Below are 20284 nucleotides of genomic sequence, written 5' to 3'. Positions count from 1 at the left end.
CGTTAGCCGCGCGTCAGTTGATAGAACCGTTCGGCATCAAAAAACGCAGCGCGTTTGACCGCGGCCATCGCGCTGGCTTCATCATCCGCGCCCCATTGTTCGATCTGCCAGTCTTCATCAACCCGCGACACGTCCCAGGCTTCTATTGGTGTCAGCCTTTCCCGCGTGACCGCCAGCGCCAGTACCAACGATCCAGAGAGGCTGATCAGATCATGCACAGCAGCCAGTGCAAATTCGTCAAAACTGTCGATTTCCTGGGTCAGCCGGGCCAGAATCTCTGGTTTTTGCGACACATGCATGACGCCTTCGCCAACCCAGAGCCGGGCATTGAACGTCTCAGCCGCCCAATCCAAAAGCGGATCCCACGCCGCTGCCTGTCGTTTGATCAGGCCGTCAGGCCCCGGCGCGCGATAGCACAGCAGATCACTGTCGCCATACTCTGCCAGCATCGCGACCACTTCGTCCCGCTGGGTACGCACCTTGTCGATAGCAGCATTAGCCCCACGCGTGACCGGCATAGTGCCCGGATCGACCTTTTCGGTTTGTGCATCCCATTCTGCGGCGACGGCTTCGGCCAATGCGCGGGTCGGCAGAATCAGCCCGGCCTTGGCCGGTGTCTTGACCGGCCGGTCGTCCAGATGCACAGCGTGGCCGCCATCAACGGCCACAACTTTGGCCTCTGTCCAGAATCGTTTGGGCTGCCAGTCACTCATCAAGATGCTTTCGTCAGTTGGTCAAATGCCCCCGGCAAAGCCGCGAAGTCATCAATCAGAATATCAGGGTGCAGATCCTCTGACGGGTGATAGCCCCAGCTGACACCGATCGTGCGCACGCCCGCCGCGCGGGCCATATCCATGTCATAGGTGGTATCGCCAAGCATGACCGTCCTCTGCGGTTCAACGCCAGTTTCGTTCAGCGCAGTCAGGATCATGGATGGGTTTGGCTTTGATGGATGGTCATCGGCCACCTGTTCGCTGTGAAATATCCCCGTCAGCCCGTGCCGTTCCAACACCTTGTCAAGCCCGCGCCGTGATTTGCCCGTCGCGACAGCCAGCAAAGTGTCGTCTTGCGCCTTAAGAACCTCTAGCACCTCCCGCGCGCCGGGAAACAGCGGGCCCAGTTCCTTGTCCTGCGTCCGCAGCGCCCCGAAAGCATCCTTGTATCCTGCCACGAGCCTGCCCTGCGCATTGTCATCCGAAGCAGGGGACAAGCGCCGAAACGCGTGGTCCAGCGACAGGCCGACAATTGAAAGAACCGCATCGCGCGCGGGCATCACGATACCTTCACCAGCAAAGGCCATCTGCATGGCCGCCATGATTTCAGCCTGACTGTCGACGAGCGTGCCATCGACGTCAAAAATCAGCAGTCGCAAATCAGTCATCAGGCATATTGAACGGGTCAACAGGTGCGTGTTCCACCACCCATCCCACGTAATCCCATGTGTTTTGCATATGTTCGGGCAAGGGTGCCGTCAGATGCAGCGTTGCCCCTGTTGCCGGATGCTCGATGGTCAGGCTGCGAGCATGCAGGTGCATTTTGCGGCTAATCTCGCCGCCCATGCCTGCGCCCCAGCCATCGCCCAAGTTTTCTTGGCCCGATCCGCCATATTTACCATCACCGATGATCGGATGCCCGATTTCGGCCATATGCGCGCGCAGCTGGTGGGTGCGTCCCGTGATCGGCACAAGCGCGCACCATGATGCCCGGCTGCCCAATGTATCCATCACCGCATAATCACTGGTGGCGCGTTTCGCGCCTTCGGTGGTGGCCACCTCGCGCGGGTGCACACAGCGCATCTTTTCATTTTCGCCGCCGCGCCCGTGGCCCGCCGCCTTGACCAGCCCGTATTTGATCGTCGCCGCACGCGGCTGCGGCACACCGGCAATCGCCGCCCAATAGATTTTGCGCGTGTCGCGATGCTTAAGGTTTTCGGTCAGCTGTTTGGCCATCATCCGTGTACGTGCAAGCAACAATACGCCAGAGGTATCCTTGTCCAACCGATGCACCAAACGGGGTTTTTCATCATAGCCAAAACTCAGCGCCTCGGCCATGCCATCCACGTGTCGCGTGGTTTTAGAACCGCCCTGCGTGGCCAGACCAGCAGGCTTGTTGATCGCGATGATGTGGTCGTCACGATAGATCACGCAGGACTGGATCATCTTGGCGTCCGCTTTGGTCACGCCTTGCTTGGCCAGTGACGCGGCTGCGGCGGCCTCTTCCTCGGTCGGGAGGGGGGGGATGCGGACCACCTGCCCGGTTTCAAGACGGGTATTCGTTTTGACCCGCCCGCCATCAACGCGCAATTCACCCTTGCGGCACATCTTTTCGATGCGACCCTGTGTCAAATGTGGAAACAGGCGGCGCAGATACCGATCCAGCCGCTGGTCACCATCATCAGGACCAATTGTTCGTGTTTGTACGCCGCTCATGTCAGCACCATCCTTGTCAGGGCCATTCCCGCAATAATCGCCAATAGGGCGACCAGCACGGTGCCAACAATATAAACCGCCGCCTGCACCAGTTCACCACGCTCAAACAGCGTCACGGCATCCAAGGAAAAGGCAGAAAATGTGGTGAACCCGCCCAGCACCCCGGTCATCAGAAAGGGGGCAAAGCGCATGTCGCCCTTGTGCGCGAGAAGCACCACCATCACCCCCATCAGGAATGACCCAAGCACGTTGACAGCCACCGTGCCCCAGGGAAAACCGGGGCCGAATAGCCGCATCGCCGTCACGTTGACGCCATAACGCCCGACCGCGCCAATGGCACCGCCAAGGGCCACATAAGGGAGAGTTGTCATCATGCCTGTGCCTTCGCCCGTAATCGCCACGATGTCAATTCTTGCTGCGCTTTGCGCGCAACCCGGCAAAATAATCCACCCGTTTTTTCAATTCACGCTCGAACCCGCGATCCACGGGCAGGTAGTAAATGCCGCGCTTCATCGTCTCGGGAAAGTAATTCTGGCCTGAAAAACCGTCTTCTGCATCATGGTCATAATCATAACCCGCGCCGAACCCCTGTTCCTTCATCAACTTCGTCGGCGCATTCAGGATATGGGCAGGGGGCGGTTCCGATCCGGTCTTTTTCGCCGCCACCATCGCCGCCTTGTAGCCCACATAGGCCGCGTTCGATTTCGGGGCGAGCGCCAGATAAACCAGCGCCTGCGCCAGGGCGAGCTCCCCTTCGGGGCTACCGAGCCGTTCATAAGTTTCCCAACTTTGCAGGCAAACCGACTGCGCTTGCGGATCGGCCAACCCGATATCTTCCACCGCCATACGGGTGATACGACGGGCAAGGTATCGCGGATCCTCCCCCCCGGTCAGCATGCGCGCGAACCAATAAAGTGCCGCGTCCGGATCTGATCCCCGCACGGATTTATGTAAGGCGCTGATCAGGTTGTAATGCTCATCCCCTGACTTGTCGTATTTCGCGGCCCGTTTCATCAGGCGGCGCGTCAGGTCATCGGTGGTCAGCTTTCCATCAGCCTTCCAAGCGGTAATCTGTTCGATCAGATTAAGCAGTGCGCGCCCATCGCCATCGGCCATTTCCAGCAGCGCATCACGCGCGGGCCCGTCCAGTGGCAAAGCTCGATCCAACTCTTTTTCCGCGCGCTGTGCCAACCGTTCCAGATCAGTCAGGTCCAGCCGCTTTAACAGCAGTACCTGCGCCCGGCTCAACACAGCGGCATTCAATTCAAAGCTAGGGTTTTCGGTCGTCGCCCCGACCAGCAGGATCGTCCCATCCTCCATATGCGGCAGGAACCCGTCCTGTTGCGCCTTATTGAAACGGTGGATTTCATCGACGAACAAAAGCGTGCCCTTGCCGTTCTGCCGCCGCATCTTTGCCGCTTCGAACACCTTGCGCAGTTCTGGCACCCCAGTGAAAATGGCACTGATCTGTACAAAATGCAGATCGGTTTCATCGGCCAGAAGGCGGGCAATCGTCGTCTTGCCGACACCGGGCGGGCCCCAGAAAATGAGCGATGACAGCGATCCAGAGGCCAGCATTGTGCCCAGCGGCGCATCGGGACCAAGCACCTGTTCCTGCCCGATTACCTCGGAGAGTTTCGCCGGACGCAGCCGATCCGCCAACGGGCGCGGTGCGCTCTCACCCCCTGATGGGGCATGATCAAATAAATCTCCCATTATATACCGAACCGCAGTGTCAGGCGGCGATTGCCGCGCTGCGCGTCAATACGGATACGGCGTCCAGCCCGGTGCAAGGCGGAAGCAATGTCAGACGGGGCGACAATCGCCACGCCATTGATCGCACGAATGAGATCGCCGGCTGCCAATCCGACCCGCTCACCATAAGGGCCCGGATCAGTCACAACGACGCCCTCAGCAAAAAGCGGAAGATCAAGCTCTGCGATCACCGCCGGGTTTACCACTGAGGCAGTCAGTCCTGGCAGCACGTCCAAACGGTCCAAGGTAAGCGGTTCGCGCGGTGGCTGATTGGGTGCTACTGCCAGAGTGATCTGAGCTTGCATTCTTTGCTGTTCACGCACGTATGTAACATCGACGCTTGCACCAATGCCCGCAACAGTCATGCGATAAAGCATCTCGGCAGATGTGTTTACAGGATGGCCATCCACTTCCACGATGACATCACCTACCTGCAACTCCGCTGCCTGCAATGGGCTGACAGGGTGCAACGCAGTGACGACCACGCCGCCTGGGCGCGCCATTGCAAAGCCCCTGGCGAGATCAGCAGTCACGTCCTGCCCGGAGAAACCGAGCCAAGGACGCTGAAGGCTACGATTGCCTGCCCGGGCCTGCTCTACAAATTGCTGCACCAATGCGGCGGGGATTGCGAAACCAATACCGTTTGAGCCACCAGAGCGGGTCAGAATTGATGTATTCACACCAATAAGACGCCCCGCGACATCGATCAGTGCACCCCCGGAATTCCCCGGATTGATAGGTGCATCGGTTTGTATAAAATATCCGCGCCCGCCGCCGTCCGCCGCGCCGGAACGGGCCAGCCCTGACACAATGCCGCTGCTGACGGTTTGCCCTACCCCAAATGGGTTTCCGATGGCCAACACCAGCTCGCCTACCTCTACAGTGTCGCTATCGCGCAGAGCCAGATGGGGCATGTCGGCGGCATCCACCATTTGCAGGATCGCCAGATCCGCTTCTTCGTCGCCCAGCAACACCTCTGCTATATGTTCACGTCCGTCTTTTAGCACCACGCGAATATCAGTCGCCTGCCCAACTACATGATAATTCGATACCACGATCCCATCCGCTGACAGGATAACCCCAGATCCAAGCGAATTCTGTACCCGCGGACGTTGCTGTCGAAACATATCGCCAAAAAAGGGATCGCCCGCAAATGGGCTGCGCGCCTGCACTAGACGCTGTGCATAGATATTTACGACAGCCGGGGCAGCCTGTTTAACCAAAGGTGCAAAGGTCAAACTGATTTCGGCCTGCGACTGTGGCACCCGCTCTTGTGCATCGAGCGGCGGCGCAAGGCAGCATAGAATTATGAAAAGCAGGCGGATCATGACGCCTAGGATATGTTCCGCTCCCGACACGATTGCAAGGCTATCAGAATGACAAAAAGCCCCGCTGGTCTGGCGGGGCTTTGCGAAATTCACCAAGGGCGAGAGGATTAATCCTCAGCAGCCTCAAACTCGGCCAGACGGGCTTTGTCGCCGGCGCCTTTGGCGTCAACGTCACGATCAACAAATTCGATGATCGCCATCGGTGCCATGTCGCCATAACGGAAGCCGGCTTTCATGATGCGAATGTAGCCGCCCTGACGTTCAGCATACCGTGGGCCGAGGATTTCGAACAGCTTTGCGACGTGAACGTCCTGCTTCAGCTGCGCATTGGCCTGACGGCGGGCATGCAGATCGCCGCGCTTGCCCAGCGTGACCAGCTTTTCGACAACCCGGCGCAGTTCTTTCGCCTTGGGCAGTGTTGTTTTGATCTGCTCATGTTCGATGAGCGCACCAGCCATGTTTGCAAAGAGCGCCTTGCGGTGCTCATGTGTGCGGTTCAGGCGGCGGTAACCTCTTGCGTGACGCATTTTGATAGTCTCCTAGGTTTATACTTTGTCCAACGGTCTGATGCGTGCCAGCCGTATTATTGGGGCAGAATTGCCCGGATATTCCCCGCACGAGGCGGGCAATATAGTGCGGCGCAGCCCCGGACTTGATCCGAGGCCTCAAAGTCCAGATCCCGGATCAAGTCCGGGATCTTCGGATCAGTTAAAACTGATCCTCAAACTTTTTCGCCAGATCTTCGATGTTGTCCGGTGGCCAGTCCTCGACATCCATGCCAAGGTGCAGCCCCATACCTGACAGCACTTCCTTGATTTCATTCAAGGACTTGCGGCCAAAGTTCGGCGTGCGCAGCATTTCTGCTTCGGTTTTCTGGATCAGATCGCCGATATAGACGATATTGTCGTTCTTCAGGCAGTTGGCCGAACGGACAGACAGTTCCAACTCGTCCACTTTCTTGAGCAGCAACGGGTTGAATTCCAGCCCATCATCATCGGAACCAGCAGAGGCCGATTCAGGCTCATCGAAGTTGACGAAGATTGACAGCTGATCCTGCAGGATGCGGGCCGCATAAGCGACAGCATCATCAGGGGTCAGCGATCCGTCGGTTTCGACCTTCATGGTCAGCTTGTCATAGTCCAGAACCTGACCTTCACGAGTGGACTGCACGTCGTAGCTGACTTTTTTCACAGGCGAATAGATCGCGTCGATCGACATCATGCCGATAGGCGCATCTTCTGGCTTGTTTTTGTCAGCGGCGACATAGCCCTTACCGGTGTTGACGGTCAGTTCCATGTACAGATCAGCGCCGTCATCAAGGTGACAGATCACATGATCCTTGTTCAGGATTTCGATACCCGCTGTTTCCGAAATATCGGCAGCTGTCACAATGCCGGGGCCTTTGGCTTGCACGGAAAGACGCTTGGGGCCTTCGACGCCCATGCGAATGGCAACGCCTTTGAGGTTCAGCACGATATCGGTGACGTCTTCACGCACACCGGACACGCTGGAAAATTCGTGCAGCACGTTGTCGATTTGCACCGCAGTAATGGCGGCACCTTGCAGCGAGCTCATCAGGATGCGGCGCAATGCGTTGCCCAATGTCAGACCAAAGCCGCGCTCCAGCGGTTCGGCAATAACGGTCGCCTGACGCATGGGATCGTTGCCTGGCTTCACTTCCAATTGCGTTGGCTTGATCAGCTCAGCCCAGTTCTTGTGGATCATGTGTCCCTCCATTCCTGTCTGCCTTCATGTCCAAAAGGCAAACGCCCGAGGTTTAAAATGACGGATTGGGGCCGTGCCAATACAAGCACGACCCCAAAGCGTTTGGGTAATTTATACGCGGCGGCGCTTTGGTGGACGACAGCCGTTGTGCGCCATTGGGGTCACATCACGGATCGAGGTGATGCTAAAACCGACAGCTGCCAGTGCGCGCAACGCAGATTCGCGACCGGAACCGGGGCCCTGCACTTCGACTTCCAGCGTTTTCACGCCGTGATCTTGTGCTTTCTTGCCCGCATCTTCCGCAGCCATCTGTGCGGCGTAAGGTGTCGATTTCCGCGACCCTTTGAAGCCCATTGTACCGGCAGACGACCATGAAATGGCGTTGCCCTGTACGTCGGAAATCAGGATCTTGGTGTTGTTGAAAGAAGAGTTCACATGCGCCACACCTGCGGCGATGTTCTTAGAGACCTTCTTCTTGGTGCGTTTTGGATCACGTGCCATGTGTCAGACCTCCCTTATTTCTTCTTACCGGCAATGGCCTTTGCGGGGCCTTTGCGTGTGCGTGCGTTGGTGTGGGTCCGCTGACCGCGCACCGGCAGGTTGCGACGATGGCGCAAACCACGATAGCAGCCCAGATCCATCAGGCGCTTGATGTTCATCTGCGTTTCGCGACGCAGGTCACCTTCGACGGTAAGGTTCGCGTCGATATATTCGCGGATCGACAGAACTTCGGCGTCGGACAGGTCATTGACCCGGCGTGTCGCGTCAATTTTGACGGCTTCGCAGATTTCGACAGCTTTGGCATTACCAATGCCGGTGATGTAGGTGAGGGCGATAGGAACCCGCTTTGCAGTGGGTATGTTGACGCCGGCGATACGTGCCACGTGTGCAATTCCTTTTTCGTTGCGGGTCCGTCATGCCAGACCCTTTTTTCACAACGGAAGCCCGGACCAAACGGCACCGGGCTGCGTTATATCGAGGTAGTCAGCAGGTGACGGACGCGCCCGCCCTGCTTGGTGATTCTCTGATGAGATGGCGCTGTTTAGGGGGCATCAGACGAAGGGTCAAGTATGCAAGGCCCCACAATTGAGAGAGGCGTAGCCCGAGCGTGGTATAAACGTAACCTCTAATGCAATGCCGCAACCCTAATCGCCCAAGAGCTGGATGCGTTACGATGCAAAAGATCTCCGCTATTTCCCGGCCATCGCCTTTGCAATACTTTCGGCAACCTCTTCCATGCTGCCCAAGCCATTGATCGACCTCAGATCGCCCTTGGCATAGTAATAACCGACCAGCGGGCTGGTCTGCTTGTAATAGGCCATCAAACGGATACGCAGGCTTTCTTCATTGTCGTCAGCGCGCACCGGTTGCCCTGCGGCTGCGGCTTCTTTGGCCCGACCGACGATCCGACCCACCAGCGCGTCATCATCAACCTGAAGCTCGATCACGGCGTCAAGATTTTCGCCCATATCAATCAGCAGACGGCCCAGCGCATCGGCCTGCGCCAACGTCCGGGGAAACCCGTCAAAGATATAGCCGCCAGCGCCATCGTCTTTTGCCAGTTGTTCGCGGATCAGGCCAATCACGATATCATCGGTAACAAGCTCACCGCGATCCATCACTTCGGCAACCTTGTTGCCCATATCGGTGCCGCTTGTACGGGCAGCGCGCAGCATATCGCCGGTGCTCAATTGCACCATGTTGCGTTCCTCCACAAGCTTCTGCGCCTGTGTCCCCTTACCCGCCCCCGGCGGCCCCAACAGTATGATATTCATCGACGCGATGGCCCCTTACGTTTTTTTGCACCGCGTCTGCCACGCAGTTGCGACTTCTCAATAAGACCTTCGTACTGGTGCGCGAGCAGATGAGATTGAACTTGCTGAATCGTATCCATACCCACTGACACAATAATCAGGATAGACGTACCACCAAAATAAAACGGAATGGCGAGCTCTGCCCGAAGGATTTCAGGAAGCAGCGCAACCAGCGCCAGATAACCAGAACCGAGCACCAGAATGCGGGTGACCACATAATCCAGATATTCTTCGGTCTTCTTGCCGGGGCGAATGCCGGGCACAAAGCCGTTTTGGTTTTTCATGTTCTCGGCCACATCCTCGGTTTTGAACGCAACTTCACGTGTATAGAAATACGTGAAGAAAATGATCATACCACCAAAGAACACCAGATATAGCGGCTGGCCCGGCCCAAACAGCGCCAGAATGGTCGACATGATCGGCCCGGATGACCCACCGCTAAAGGTGCTGATTGTCGTTGGCAAAAGCAGCAGGGCAGATGCAAAGATCGCAGGGATCACACCGGCAGGGTTCACCTTGATCGGCAAGTGGCTGGTCGAGCCGTCATAGACCTTCATCCCGCGCTGCTGGCGCGGATACTGGATATGGATCTTGCGCAAAGATCGTTCCATGAACACGACGAACGTCAGCACCACCGCAAGCATCACAATGATCCCGATCACCACGGGTGTGCTGATCGCGCCGGACCGGCCTTGGGACAGGAACTGCGCCACGGCGGCAGGGACCTCTGCGATGATGCCCACGAAGATGATCAGCGAAATTCCGTTGCCGATGCCACGCGCGGTAATCTGTTCACCAAGCCACATCAGGAACATGGTCCCGCCCACGATCGTGATGACGCAAGATGCACGGAAGAAGAAACCGGGGTCATTGACCAGACCGCCCGCCTCAAGGCTCAGCGCAAGGCCGTAAGCCTGTGCCGTTGCCAGAACGACCGTGCCGTAACGGGTATATTGGTTCAGCTTGCGGCGGCCCTGCTCCCCCTCTTTCTTGAGGTTCTTCAGCGGCTCCCACATCGACCCAAGCAACTGCATCACGATGGATGCGGAAATATATGGCATGATTCCCAGCGTAAAGATCGCCATCCGCGACAGCGCGCCACCGGTGAACATCGACAGGATGCCCCCAATGCCCGACTGCGCGTCATCCATGAATTCTTGCAGCGCAAGGCCGTCGATACCGGGCACCGGAATAAACGTGCCCAGACGGTAAATCATCAGAAGGCCGATGGTGAACAGGATGCGTTGCCGAAGCTCAGTTGCTTTGCCGAAGGCGCTCCAACTGATATTGGCTGCCATTTGCTCTGCTGCAGAAGCCATAAGGGTCTCTTTTCATGCTAACGCCGCCAGACGGTTCCCCGTTGGCGGCGTTTGGGAAAACTTGAAGAAACATGTAAGCGACGAAAACGCCGCTCACAAGGTCTTACTCAGCCGCTGCCGGAGTTGTCACAGTCAGCGCGCCGCCAGCCTTTTTAACCGCCTCAACTGCGCCCTTAGAGGCACCGGTGACGGTAATATTGGCTTTTGCGGTGAAATCGCCCTTGGCCAGCACGCGAATGCCGTCCTTCTTGCGGCGCACCAGACCGGAGGCGACCAGCGCATCTTCGGTGATGTCGGCCTTGACGTCGATCTTGCCCGCGTCGATGAATTTCTGGATCAGACCCAGATTCACAACAGCGTAGGTTTTTGCGTTCGGATTGTTGAAGCCACGCTTTGGCAGACGTTGGTACAAAGGCATCTGACCGCCTTCATAACCTTTGATCGCCACACCCGAGCGGGATTTCTGACCCTTGATACCACGCCCAGCAGTTTTACCCTTGCCGGAACCGGGACCACGCGCAACGCGCTTCTTACGGTGGGTTGCGCCTTCGTTATCGCGAAGTTCATTCAGTTTCATGTCGCTTCTCCTCTTGCCGGAACTGACCCCCAGCGACGGGAGCGGCCAAACACGGCATTACAATTGAGTCGGGCAGACAACCTGCCGACCGGGGGCGTATAGACAAACAGGGTGCACTGATCAAGAGGGGCGGCGCGTTTTGCATGCAGGTCACAACCGGCAGAGCGACATCATCGGCCATCAACGCCACAGCAGAAACGCAAAACGCCCCCGACATGGCGGGAGCGTTACAAGACCATATGCCCGGAGCAACCCCGGTGCGCATGCCTTCAGTTGTCGGAGTAAGCCGCCCGGCGCGCCACATCGCGAATTTCCAGACGGGAAATCCCGATATCAGCAAGATCGCGGTCCGTCATCGTGTTCAGCTCTGCCAGAACCTGCGTGTAGATCGTGCGCTGGACGCGCGCTGCCTTGAAACGGGCGAGACCGTCATTGACCAGTTGTGCGACAGTCCCACCAGAGACGTTTTGAAGATTTACATTTACGAATGCCATGCGATGCACCCCTTTCATTTCCTGCGCCTCAAGACCTGACGAAGCGCTGTTACCGTTGACTTGAACCTAGCGGCTGGGTGCTTTCAGAACAAACGCGGTTTCGGAATTGCCGCCATGCAGCACGGGAATGCCGCAACTGCATCATCGCCAGAAAATTGTGCATCTTGCATATGCAGATACGCACCAGGGCAGCGATCTGCTGCGAACGGCAGCGCGTTTGCACTTCCCGCGCTCAGCCGCTAGCCATTGCGAAAAGGAGTGTCCCATGCCCCCCATTGATCCCGTTGCCCTGACCGCCGATCTGGTGCGGTGCCCCTCCGTCACACCGGCAGAGGGTGGCGCGCTCACCCTGTTGGAACGGCTCCTGTCCGACGCCGGATTTACGTGCACCCGCGTGGATCGTGGCGGGATCGCGAACCTCTATGCCCGTTGGGGCCGCAAAGGGGCGAATCGGACATTCGGCTTTAACGGTCACACGGATGTGGTGCCGGTCGGCAATGAAAACGACTGGACCATGCCGCCCTTCAGCGCTGATATTCGGGACGGCTACCTGTACGGACGCGGGGCAACGGACATGAAATCCGGCGTCGCCGCTTTCGCCGCAGCCGCAATCGACTTTGTGCAGGACACACCGCCGGACGGGGCGATCGTTCTGGCGATCACCGGGGACGAAGAAGGGGATGCACTGCATGGCACCACCGCCCTGCTCGACTGGATGAATACAGAGGGCGAGGCGATGTCAGTCTGTCTGGTCGGCGAACCCACCTGCCCCGATGTCATGGGTGAAACGATGAAGATCGGACGGCGGGGGTCGGTCAGCACATGGCTGACGGTACGCGGCGTGCAGGGGCATGCTGCCTATCCGCACCGGGCCAAAAACCCGCTGCCTGCGATGGCGCGGTTGGTGGACCGGCTGTCGTCCCACGTGCTCGACAACGGCACGGATCATTTCGATCCTTCCACCCTTGCGGTCGTCAGCATCGACACAGGCAACACCGCCACCAATGTCATCCCCGCTGTGTGTCAGGCCGTTGTGAACGTGCGCTTCAACGACGCACATAGCAGTCAGTCTATCGTGGATTGGATCGGGGAAGAGGCGGGCCGCATTGCCGAGGAGTTTGACGTTGATGTGGACATCAAAGTGAAAGTGTCCGGGGAAAGCTTCCTGACGCCCCCCGGCGATCTGTCCGATCTGGTCGCCTCTGCGGTCGAGGCAGAGACCGGACGCAGGCCCGAACTTTCCACCTCTGGCGGCACCTCCGATGCGCGCTTCGTCAAAGACCATTGTCCGGTGGTGGAATTTGGGTTGGTGGGCAAGACGATGCACCAAGTAGACGAACGGGTGGCGGTCGCGCAAATTGGCCAACTCAAAGCGATCTACAAACGGATTTTGCAAGACTACTTCACCTGACGCGCCGCAGTTTCACGATCATCCCCGATAACACTGACGGGAAATGTCGCCACCATCGCAGCATCCAGACTTTCACAGAAAGTCTGCCGCCAAATCCTGTGTCAGGAATTGGCGGCGCCGCGACCGCATGCTAGGGCTGCGCCATGACACATATCCCCTCCAAGTCCGAAATCCTCACCTGGATCTCCGACAACCCCACCAAGACCGCGAAACGCGATATCGCCAAGGCCTTTGGTATCAAGGGTGCAGCGCGCATCGAGCTCAAACGCCTGCTGCGTGAATTGCAGGATGAAGGCAAGCTGGCCAAGCGGCGCAGTTCCTTCCGTGACGCCGAGGAATTGCCGCCTGTCGCAGTGCTCGAAGTACTTGCGCCCGACGCGGATGGTGATCTTTTCGCCCGCCCGCTCGAATGGAAGGGTCAAGGCGCAGAGCCGCGTATCCTGCTGATGCTCCGCTCAAGCGATCCGGCATTGGGCGCGGGCGACCGTATTCTGGGTCGGCTCACCGTCGATGCGACCGAACATCATAGTCACACAGCCCGCATGATCCGCCGGATTGGAACCAATCCGCTGCGCATCCTTGGTATCTTCCGGGAAGGGAGCGAGGGCGGGCGCCTGTTGCCCATCGACAAGGGATCGGACAGACAATGGACGGTCGCAGCAGGGGCCACTGGCGGCGCGAAGGATGGGGAATTGGTCGAGGCGGAACAAGCCGGGCCAAAAGGTCGCCTCGGCCTTCCCAAAGCACGGATCGTCGCACGTTTGGGCGACCCGACCGCGCCGCGTGCGGTATCCCTGATCGCCATCCACCAGCATGGCATCCCCGATCATTTCCCTGATGAGGTGATCGCAGAAGCGGATGCCGCCAGCCCTGTGGCGCTGAAAAAGCGCAAAGATCTGCGTGACATGCCCCTGATCACGATCGACCCTTGGGATGCGCGCGACCATGACGATGCCTGCTTTGTCGAAGCTGACCCCGACCCAAAAAACGCCGACGGCTTCATCATCTGGGTCGCCATCGCCGATGTCGCGCACTATGTCACGCCCAACTCTGATCTCGACCACGAAGCACGCAAGCGCGGCAATTCCACCTATTTCCCCGACCGGGTTGTGCCGATGTTGCCTGACCGGCTGTCGGGCGATTTATGCTCTTTGCACGAAGGGGTAGAGCGTGCCTGTCTGGCTGTGGCGATGCGGATCGATGCCAATGGCAACAAGATCGACCACAGCTTCCATCGCGGGCTGATGAAATCCGCCGCCTCGCTGAATTACGAAGAGGTGCAGGCAGGGATGGACGGGCAACCGAATGACAAGGTGGCCCCGCTGATGGATGGTATCATCCGCCCGCTCTTTGCCGCCTATGACGCGCTGACACGGGCGCGGGCCGCCCGCCAGCCTTTGGATCTGGACCTTCCCGAACGCAAAATCGTGCTGGACGATAATGGCAAAGTCACATCCGTGCAGTTCAAGGAACGGCTGGATGCCCATAGGCTGATCGAAGAATTCATGGTGCTGGCCAATGTAGCCGCCGCTGAAACGCTGATCGCCAAGAAATCCCCCCTGCTTTTCCGCGTGCATGAAGAGCCAAGCCCTGAAAAGCTCGACGCGCTGCGCGAGGTTGCCCAAGCCTCGGGCCTTGTTCTGGCCAAGGGTCAAGTTCTGAAAACCGCCCACCTGAACCGATTGCTGGTGCAGGCGCAGGACACTGACAATGATGAGCTGATCAATATGGCCACGCTACGGTCGATGACGCAGGCCTATTACAGCCCTGACAATTTTGGGCATTTCGGGCTGGCGCTGCGGTCCTATGCGCATTTCACATCACCAATCCGACGCTATTCCGATCTGATCGTGCACCGGGCATTGATCAGTGCCCATGGCTGGGGCGATGACGGGCTTAGCCCGTGGGACATCGAACATCTGGCCGATACCGGCAAACAGATCAGCGACACAGAGCGGCGGTCGATGACAGCAGAGCGTGACACAACTGATCGCTACCTCGCGGCCTTCTTGTCAGAGCGGGTCGGCGCGGAACTCACCGGGCGGATCAGCGGCATTGCCAAGTTTGGCGTCTTCGTCCGGCTGGATGAAACCGGCGCCGACGGCATGATCCCGATCCGGACGCTGGGAAATGAGTATTTCGACTATGACGCAGACAGCCAGACACTGATGGGGGCTGACAGCGGCATGATCATCACGCTGGGGCAACGGGTCACGGTCAAACTGGCTGAGGCGGCACCGGTCACCGGCGGGTTGATCGTCGAATTGGTAACGCTGGAAGACCGGGCCATCCCGCGCGGCCCAGCCCGCGGGCGCGGCAAGCCACCGCGGCGCAAGGTTGGATCGGCGCGCAAGAAGGCTGCCAAGACCGCGCGTAAGGTGAAACGGCGCCGCAAATAGGACCAGCGCTTTACCCGGCTTTGTACGTGGCAAGCGGGCTATAGGATCAACAGGTTGACGCATTGCTGGCAAAGCGGGAGTCGCAACCACATTTCATTGCTTGCAGACAGGTAACGGCAAGATTGTTAGGAAGGCGCGTGTTGCGTTCGCTTCTACCAACCGGGGCCAAAGACATGATCATAACACTTGCCGTATCCGGCTATCGGTCGTTGTGCGATATCGTCCTGCCGCTCAGCCGTTTGACCGTGATCACCGGCGCGAACGGCACTGGCAAATCATCTCTTTACCGTTCGCTGCGGCTGCTGGGTGACATCGCGCAAGGGCGTGCAATTGCGTCCCTCGCGAAAGAGGGCGGGCTGACATCAACCCTTTGGGCAGGTCCGGAACAGCTTTCACGCGCGATGAAAGCAGGCGAGGGCGCGATTACCGGAACCCAACGCAGCAAGCGCGTCGGGCTCAAACTTGGGTTTGCGTCAAATGACTATGGCTATGCGGTTGATCTTGGATTGCCGTCCGTGGTGTCGGCATTCGCGCATGACCCTGAAATCAAGACAGAGTCGGTCTGGGCCGGGGAATATCTGCGGCGCAACAATGTTTTTGCAGAACGGCGTGGCCCCGGTGTGCGCATTCGCAGCGACAACGGTGCGTGGGATCAGGTAAAAACCACGCTTCCCCCGTTCGACAGTATGATGACCCATGCTGCCGACCCCCGCAGCGCACCGGAATTGCTGGACCTGCGCGACCGTATGCGCGGCTGGCGCTTTTATGATCAGCTTCGGACAGATCGCGACGCGCCGGCCAGAAAGCAACAGGTTGGGACCAGAACACCTGTGCTGGCGGGGGATGGCGCGGATATGGCGGCGGCCGTCCAGACGATCTTTGAAATCGGCGACCAGCAGGCATTTCACCGAATGGTCGCTGACGCCTTCCCCGATAGCACGGTCGAGGTCAGGGTTCGCGATGGCATCTTCACCTTGCACATGCGTCAAAGGGGGCTGCTCAGACCACTCAGCACGGCTGAATTATCGGATGGCACATTGCGCTACTTGCTTCTTGTGGCGGCCCTGATGACACCACGACCGCCAAGTTTGATGGTTTTAAATGAACCGGAGACAAGCTTGCACCCTAACCTGATCGCCCCGCTGGCCCGGCTGATTTCCCACACATCGCAAAACACGCAGATCGTGGTTGTCTCGCACAATCAAGCGCTGGCCGACGCGCTGCATGGTGATGACACATTGACCCACCGCCTTGAGAAAGACACGGGCGAGACTGTTGTGTGTGAGGCAGAACCAGTCGGTTGGGCATGGCCAAAGCGATGAACGACAGAGCAATCGAGTGGCCCCCTGAAACGCGCGCCGCGTTACGACGCGCGCGCCTGTTTCAAATGATAGGTCAGACCGTGATAAATCAACAACCGCACCCGTTCCGGCACGATGTCTTGCGCGCGCATAAAGATCACCGCGCGATTGCCTTCAATCTGGTCGGCCTCCGGAAAGGTATTGGCATAGGTGCTGATGATATTCGTCGCGCAATGCGCAAACAGGGCCGCTCCCCCGTTCTTGGCCATCCCGATCCGCAAGGTTGATCCTGATTTCGTCTCTGACGTCAGATAAGATGGCTGACCCCATTTCAACGTTTCCTCAATGCGTCCGACCTGCGGCGTGTCCCAGGCCACGCTCAGGATCAGATCGCGCAGGGTCAGTGCCATGTCGCGCACATCTGGCGGCAAGGCGTCGTAGGCGTCAGCAACTGCCGGGTTGTCAAACGGACGCATCATAGGCCCATCTCCTGTGTCATACGCGCTGCATAATCAGACAAAACGGGATCATCCGATACCCTTTCACGCAAAGCAGTCGGCAAAGGCCCGGCCATTGCGGCACTCAGCATTGCCGCGACAGGATAATCGGGCAGGTTGATTGTGTCACCCAGCAGGTATGGCTGATCCCTTAACAGTGTCGCGATGGCCATAAGATCAGGTTCGATCCGTTCCATCCGCGCGATACGATCAAAACGCCCAAGGCCTTGCGTGTGCATGCCTTTCATCACCGCCTTGCGGATACTGCTTGTGATCGGCTTGCGCAGCAGCCCCGGAATAGCGTCAAAATACGTGTCGCGAATAATCGGCCAGACATCATCATCGCCCCAGCGATCCATGAGGATATGGAAATACATGTGTTCCTCGGCCATCCGGATCAGCGCGTGACCAAGCACCCGGTCAGCCGCCACGCCCCAGAACTGCGCCCCCTGCTCTTCCAGATGGGTTTGGATGTCGTGGCTGTCTGCAATAATCCCCTGCGCGGTGCGGATGGCGGGCAGTTTGGCATAAGGCATCTTGCGCGGGTCATTACTGTCTTCGCGCTGCCAATCTACGCCTGCCGCCTGCAACAACCACATGGCCTTGACGCAAAAGGGGCTTAGGCTGGGCTGACCGAAACCGGCCTGATAGGTGATAAGAGTGATCATAGGGGCTCCATTTAAGTTGCCCCCTTATGCCGGTTGGTGCTGACAATTTTTGGCAGCAGCATTAAGCTATGCGCATGTCCCGCACCGCCCGCCTGTTTCAACTGATGCAATCGCTGCGCCGCCATGCGCCACCGGTCACCGCACGGCAGCTTGCCGATGACACGGGCGTCTCGCTGCGCACGCTTTACCGCGATATCGACTCCTTACGTGGCCTTGGGGCGGTGATCGACGGCACGGCAGGTTACGGCTATGCCCTGACCGAGGACGCCGCCCTGCCGCCGATGATGTTCGAAGATGAAGAGATCGAAGCAATCGTGCTGGGTCTGCGCGAAGTACAAGCGGTCGCCGATCCGGCGCTGGCGCAGTCGGCCCGAAACGCGCTGGCCAAACTGCAAGCGCGGCTGCCCGGTACTCAGGCGCACCGGCTGCAATATGCTGTCCTGCACGCAAAGCGTATCGTGCAGCCACCCGTCCCCACTGTTGATGTGCGCGCGCTCCGGCAAGCAACATGGGACGAACGGACCATTCAACTGGATTACATTGATGCCGAAGACCGGGCGAGCACACGCCGTGTCGACCCGCTTAGCATCGTATTTCTAAAGGACACCCATAATCTGATCGGCTGGTGCCATCTGCGGCAGGCCTATCGTAATTTTCGTCTGGACCGGATGCAGAACCTGACCGTGACAGAAACCAGCTTCCGGCCACGGCGAGTGCCGATGCTGCGCGCGGCATTGGAAGAATTACAGCACTGCTGGCCAGAGCCATTAAATATAGATGCACAAATGGTGGAACTGTCAGAGAGTTGATTTCGTTCTCCCTTAAATTACGCTTAAATGCGCTAAAAATAGTAGTGGTGAGGACAGGTTTATGAAACGCAGACAATTTATCGCAACGGGCATTTCGGCCATTGTGGCAGGCAGTGCCGCACAGGCCGACGCGAGCGGCTTTGGCAATTGGGTCATGGGATTTTACCGCCGGGCAAAGGCCGCAGGGATTTCCGACCAGACTTTCAACGCAGCATTTTCGAACGCGCGCTATTTGGCGGAGAGTATCGAACGCGATCGCAATCAGGCCGAATTTGTGCGCCCGCTGGGGGAATATATGGCCACCGCAGCCTCGGAAACGCGCGTCGAAACCGGGCGCGCCATGCTGCGCCAGCACGCCAGTCTGCTGTCCCGGATCGAGGCCACCTATCAAGTCGAACCCCATGTTGTGCTTGCTGTCTGGGGGATGGAATCGAACTACGGTCAGCGCCGGGGCGATACCGATGTAATTTCCACCCTCGCCACACTGGCCTATGACGGGCGGCGCGGGCGGTTCTTTGAACAACAGCTGATCGCCGCGCTTAAAATCTTGCAACGCGGCGATGTGGCCCCGCGCAACATGACCGGCAGCTGGGCCGGGGCGATGGGCCATACGCAGTTCATCCCCACATCGTTTGAGGCCTACGCGGTTGATTTCACTGGCGACGGGCGGCGTGATATCTGGGCGGATGATCCCAGTGATGCGCTAGCCTCTACCGCCGCCTATTTCCGCCGGTTCAACTGGCGCCGTGGGCAGCCTTGGGGGGTCGAGGTCACCCTGCCCCGCAATTTCGACTTCACCCAAAGCAACAGTCGCTCGCCTGCCGCTTGGGCACAGCTAGGGGTGCGCGGCGTCGATGGGCAGCCCGTGCCGAACCACGGCGATGCATCGCTGATCTTTCCCACCGGCGCTGACGGCCCGGTCTTTCTGACCTTCGCCAACTACCGCACGATTTCGCGCTATAACAACGCGCAGGCCTATATCATCGGGGTCGGACATCTAAGCGACCGGATCAAAGGGATGGGCCCGTTGCGCACTGCATGGCCCACCGGCGACCGCCCCCTGCGCCGGGCGGAGCGTGTTGAACTGCAGCAAAGGCTGACGGCGGCAGGATTTTCCACCCAAGGCGTGGACGGGCAGATCGGGCCAAACTCCATGACCGCGATCCGGGCCTACCAGCGTAGCGTCGGCCTGCCGGCGGATGGGTTCGCGTCGCTGTCGCTACTGCAACGGCTGCGGTGAACATTCACCACCCTGCATACAGGACACCATCATATTCAACGTAGCCTGATCTGGCTGCTCAAAGATCATGCCACCGCAGGCTCCGGCTTCCATTGTGACCGGGGCACCATCGGCCCGCACGAAATATAGCGCATCAACCCCGCTGCGGGCGGACCCACACCACGAACCGGCGCAGGTGACCTGCAATGCGGCGGGGCTGATATAATCCGATGTAAAACCTTGGCGTGTCAGCCCTTTGCCACGAAAAAATGCATCAATCGGATCAGGCTCTGCCACCGGTATCTGCGACACAGCTTCCGGCAGCGCATCCGTATCGAACGTCAACTGGCCATAAAGCACATAGTAATCATCCGGCGCAGCGGCCACACGGTTGAACGTCTCGACCGGGTCAGGGCGCATACAGCTCAGCGCAGCGGATTGCGTGGCAAGCGCACTCAGCGCGAGGGCAAGGGTGAAACTCTTCATTCGCATTCTCCTTGATATCAGACAGCGCGCGTTACGCGGCTTGCAACAATAGG

General features: G+C 58.6%; 22 protein-coding genes. 5 read left to right on the top strand and 17 right to left on the bottom strand.

Annotated elements, in window-relative coordinates; translation table 11 throughout:
* Positions 1-2 precede the first annotated feature (2 nt).
* The 14 genes from ACJ5NV_RS02255 to ACJ5NV_RS02190 form a co-directional block, all read right to left on the bottom strand.
* Positions 3-713, bottom strand: a complete 711-nt coding sequence (locus ACJ5NV_RS02255; protein ID WP_411641992.1) for an ATP12 family chaperone protein — start codon at positions 711-713, stop codon at positions 3-5.
* Positions 713-1381 carry an HAD-IA family hydrolase gene (locus tag ACJ5NV_RS02250; RefSeq protein ID WP_411641991.1) on the bottom strand — a complete coding sequence of 223 codons (669 nt, stop codon included), beginning with the start codon at positions 1379-1381 and terminating at the stop codon, positions 713-715. The genes ACJ5NV_RS02255 and ACJ5NV_RS02250 overlap by 1 nt, the downstream gene beginning before the upstream one ends.
* Entirely contained in the window at positions 1374-2429 is a 1056-nt protein-coding gene (locus tag ACJ5NV_RS02245) for an RluA family pseudouridine synthase (RefSeq protein ID WP_411641990.1), read from the bottom strand. The genes ACJ5NV_RS02250 and ACJ5NV_RS02245 overlap by 8 nt, the downstream gene beginning before the upstream one ends.
* The gene (gene crcB, locus ACJ5NV_RS02240; protein WP_411641989.1) at positions 2426-2803 is read right to left on the bottom strand and encodes a fluoride efflux transporter CrcB; all 378 of its coding nucleotides are present in this window, start codon (positions 2801-2803) and stop codon (positions 2426-2428) included. Before crcB ends, ACJ5NV_RS02245 begins: the two co-directional genes overlap by 4 nt.
* 31 nt (positions 2804-2834) lie before the next feature.
* The gene (locus ACJ5NV_RS02235) at positions 2835-4145 is read right to left on the bottom strand and encodes a replication-associated recombination protein A (protein WP_411641988.1); all 1311 of its coding nucleotides are present in this window, start codon (positions 4143-4145) and stop codon (positions 2835-2837) included.
* Positions 4145-5512 (bottom strand): trypsin-like peptidase domain-containing protein, encoded by a 1368-nt coding sequence (locus ACJ5NV_RS02230; RefSeq protein WP_411641987.1) that lies wholly within the window; start codon positions 5510-5512, stop codon positions 4145-4147. Before ACJ5NV_RS02230 ends, ACJ5NV_RS02235 begins: the two co-directional genes overlap by 1 nt.
* A gap of 107 nt (positions 5513-5619) precedes the next feature.
* Positions 5620-6039 carry a 50S ribosomal protein L17 gene (gene rplQ, locus ACJ5NV_RS02225; RefSeq protein ID WP_411641986.1) on the bottom strand — a complete coding sequence of 140 codons (420 nt, stop codon included), beginning with the start codon at positions 6037-6039 and terminating at the stop codon, positions 5620-5622.
* Positions 6040-6220: 181 nt separating this feature from the next.
* Positions 6221-7237, bottom strand: a complete 1017-nt coding sequence (locus ACJ5NV_RS02220; RefSeq protein WP_411641985.1) for a DNA-directed RNA polymerase subunit alpha — start codon at positions 7235-7237, stop codon at positions 6221-6223.
* Positions 7238-7348: 111 nt separating this feature from the next.
* Complete coding sequence (gene rpsK / locus ACJ5NV_RS02215; RefSeq protein WP_411641984.1) at positions 7349-7738, bottom strand: 30S ribosomal protein S11; 390 nt, start codon at positions 7736-7738, stop codon at positions 7349-7351.
* Positions 7739-7752: 14 nt separating this feature from the next.
* Positions 7753-8121: a 30S ribosomal protein S13 gene (gene rpsM / locus ACJ5NV_RS02210; RefSeq protein WP_411641983.1), complete on the bottom strand. Its 369-nt coding sequence runs from the start codon at positions 8119-8121 to the stop codon at positions 7753-7755.
* 306 nt (positions 8122-8427) lie between these two features.
* Positions 8428-9012, bottom strand: a complete 585-nt coding sequence (locus tag ACJ5NV_RS02205; RefSeq protein WP_411641982.1) for an adenylate kinase — start codon at positions 9010-9012, stop codon at positions 8428-8430.
* Positions 9009-10370, bottom strand: a complete 1362-nt coding sequence (secY, locus tag ACJ5NV_RS02200; protein ID WP_411641981.1) for a preprotein translocase subunit SecY — start codon at positions 10368-10370, stop codon at positions 9009-9011. Before secY ends, ACJ5NV_RS02205 begins: the two co-directional genes overlap by 4 nt.
* A gap of 103 nt (positions 10371-10473) precedes the next feature.
* A complete protein-coding gene (gene rplO, locus ACJ5NV_RS02195; RefSeq protein WP_411641980.1) occupies positions 10474-10947 on the bottom strand; it encodes a 50S ribosomal protein L15 in 474 nt (157 codons plus the stop codon).
* A 269-nt stretch (positions 10948-11216) separates the two neighbouring features.
* The gene (locus ACJ5NV_RS02190; protein WP_411641979.1) at positions 11217-11441 is read right to left on the bottom strand and encodes a DUF1127 domain-containing protein; all 225 of its coding nucleotides are present in this window, start codon (positions 11439-11441) and stop codon (positions 11217-11219) included.
* A gap of 265 nt (positions 11442-11706) precedes the next feature.
* Between ACJ5NV_RS02190 and dapE the strand changes: the two genes are divergently transcribed.
* The 3 genes from dapE to ACJ5NV_RS02175 all read left to right on the top strand — a co-directional run bounded on the left by dapE (position 11707) and on the right by ACJ5NV_RS02175 (position 16573).
* Positions 11707-12852, top strand: a complete 1146-nt coding sequence (gene dapE / locus ACJ5NV_RS02185) for a succinyl-diaminopimelate desuccinylase (protein ID WP_411641978.1) — start codon at positions 11707-11709, stop codon at positions 12850-12852.
* 143 nt (positions 12853-12995) lie between these two features.
* Positions 12996-15251: a ribonuclease R gene (gene rnr, locus ACJ5NV_RS02180; RefSeq protein WP_411641977.1), complete on the top strand. Its 2256-nt coding sequence runs from the start codon at positions 12996-12998 to the stop codon at positions 15249-15251.
* Positions 15252-15388: 137 nt separating this feature from the next.
* The gene (locus ACJ5NV_RS02175) at positions 15389-16573 is read left to right on the top strand and encodes an AAA family ATPase (protein ID WP_411641976.1); all 1185 of its coding nucleotides are present in this window, start codon (positions 15389-15391) and stop codon (positions 16571-16573) included.
* Between the two features lie 41 nt (positions 16574-16614).
* Here ACJ5NV_RS02175 and ACJ5NV_RS02170 read toward each other — a convergent pair whose 3' ends face one another.
* Both ACJ5NV_RS02170 and ACJ5NV_RS02165 read right to left on the bottom strand, forming a co-directional pair.
* Complete coding sequence (locus ACJ5NV_RS02170; RefSeq protein WP_411641975.1) at positions 16615-17031, bottom strand: DUF1801 domain-containing protein; 417 nt, start codon at positions 17029-17031, stop codon at positions 16615-16617.
* Entirely contained in the window at positions 17028-17717 is a 690-nt protein-coding gene (locus ACJ5NV_RS02165) for a glutathione S-transferase family protein (RefSeq protein WP_411641974.1), read from the bottom strand. The genes ACJ5NV_RS02170 and ACJ5NV_RS02165 overlap by 4 nt, the downstream gene beginning before the upstream one ends.
* 74 nt (positions 17718-17791) lie before the next feature.
* Between ACJ5NV_RS02165 and ACJ5NV_RS02160 the strand changes: the two genes are divergently transcribed.
* Both ACJ5NV_RS02160 and ACJ5NV_RS02155 read left to right on the top strand, forming a co-directional pair.
* Positions 17792-18526, top strand: a complete 735-nt coding sequence (locus tag ACJ5NV_RS02160; RefSeq protein WP_411641973.1) for a helix-turn-helix transcriptional regulator — start codon at positions 17792-17794, stop codon at positions 18524-18526.
* A gap of 61 nt (positions 18527-18587) precedes the next feature.
* A complete protein-coding gene (locus ACJ5NV_RS02155; RefSeq protein WP_411641972.1) occupies positions 18588-19766 on the top strand; it encodes a lytic murein transglycosylase in 1179 nt (392 codons plus the stop codon).
* Here the strand turns inward: ACJ5NV_RS02155 and ACJ5NV_RS02150 are convergent.
* Positions 19746-20231, bottom strand: a complete 486-nt coding sequence (locus ACJ5NV_RS02150; RefSeq protein ID WP_411641971.1) for a hypothetical protein — start codon at positions 20229-20231, stop codon at positions 19746-19748. The genes ACJ5NV_RS02155 and ACJ5NV_RS02150 overlap by 21 nt on opposite strands.
* Positions 20232-20284 lie beyond the last annotated feature (53 nt).

This window comes from Loktanella agnita (assembly GCF_046640325.1).
Taxonomy (GTDB): domain Bacteria; phylum Pseudomonadota; class Alphaproteobacteria; order Rhodobacterales; family Rhodobacteraceae; genus Yoonia; species Yoonia agnita.
Note: the sequence above shows the minus strand (reverse complement) of the source record. Positions and strands in the feature narration are given on the sequence as shown.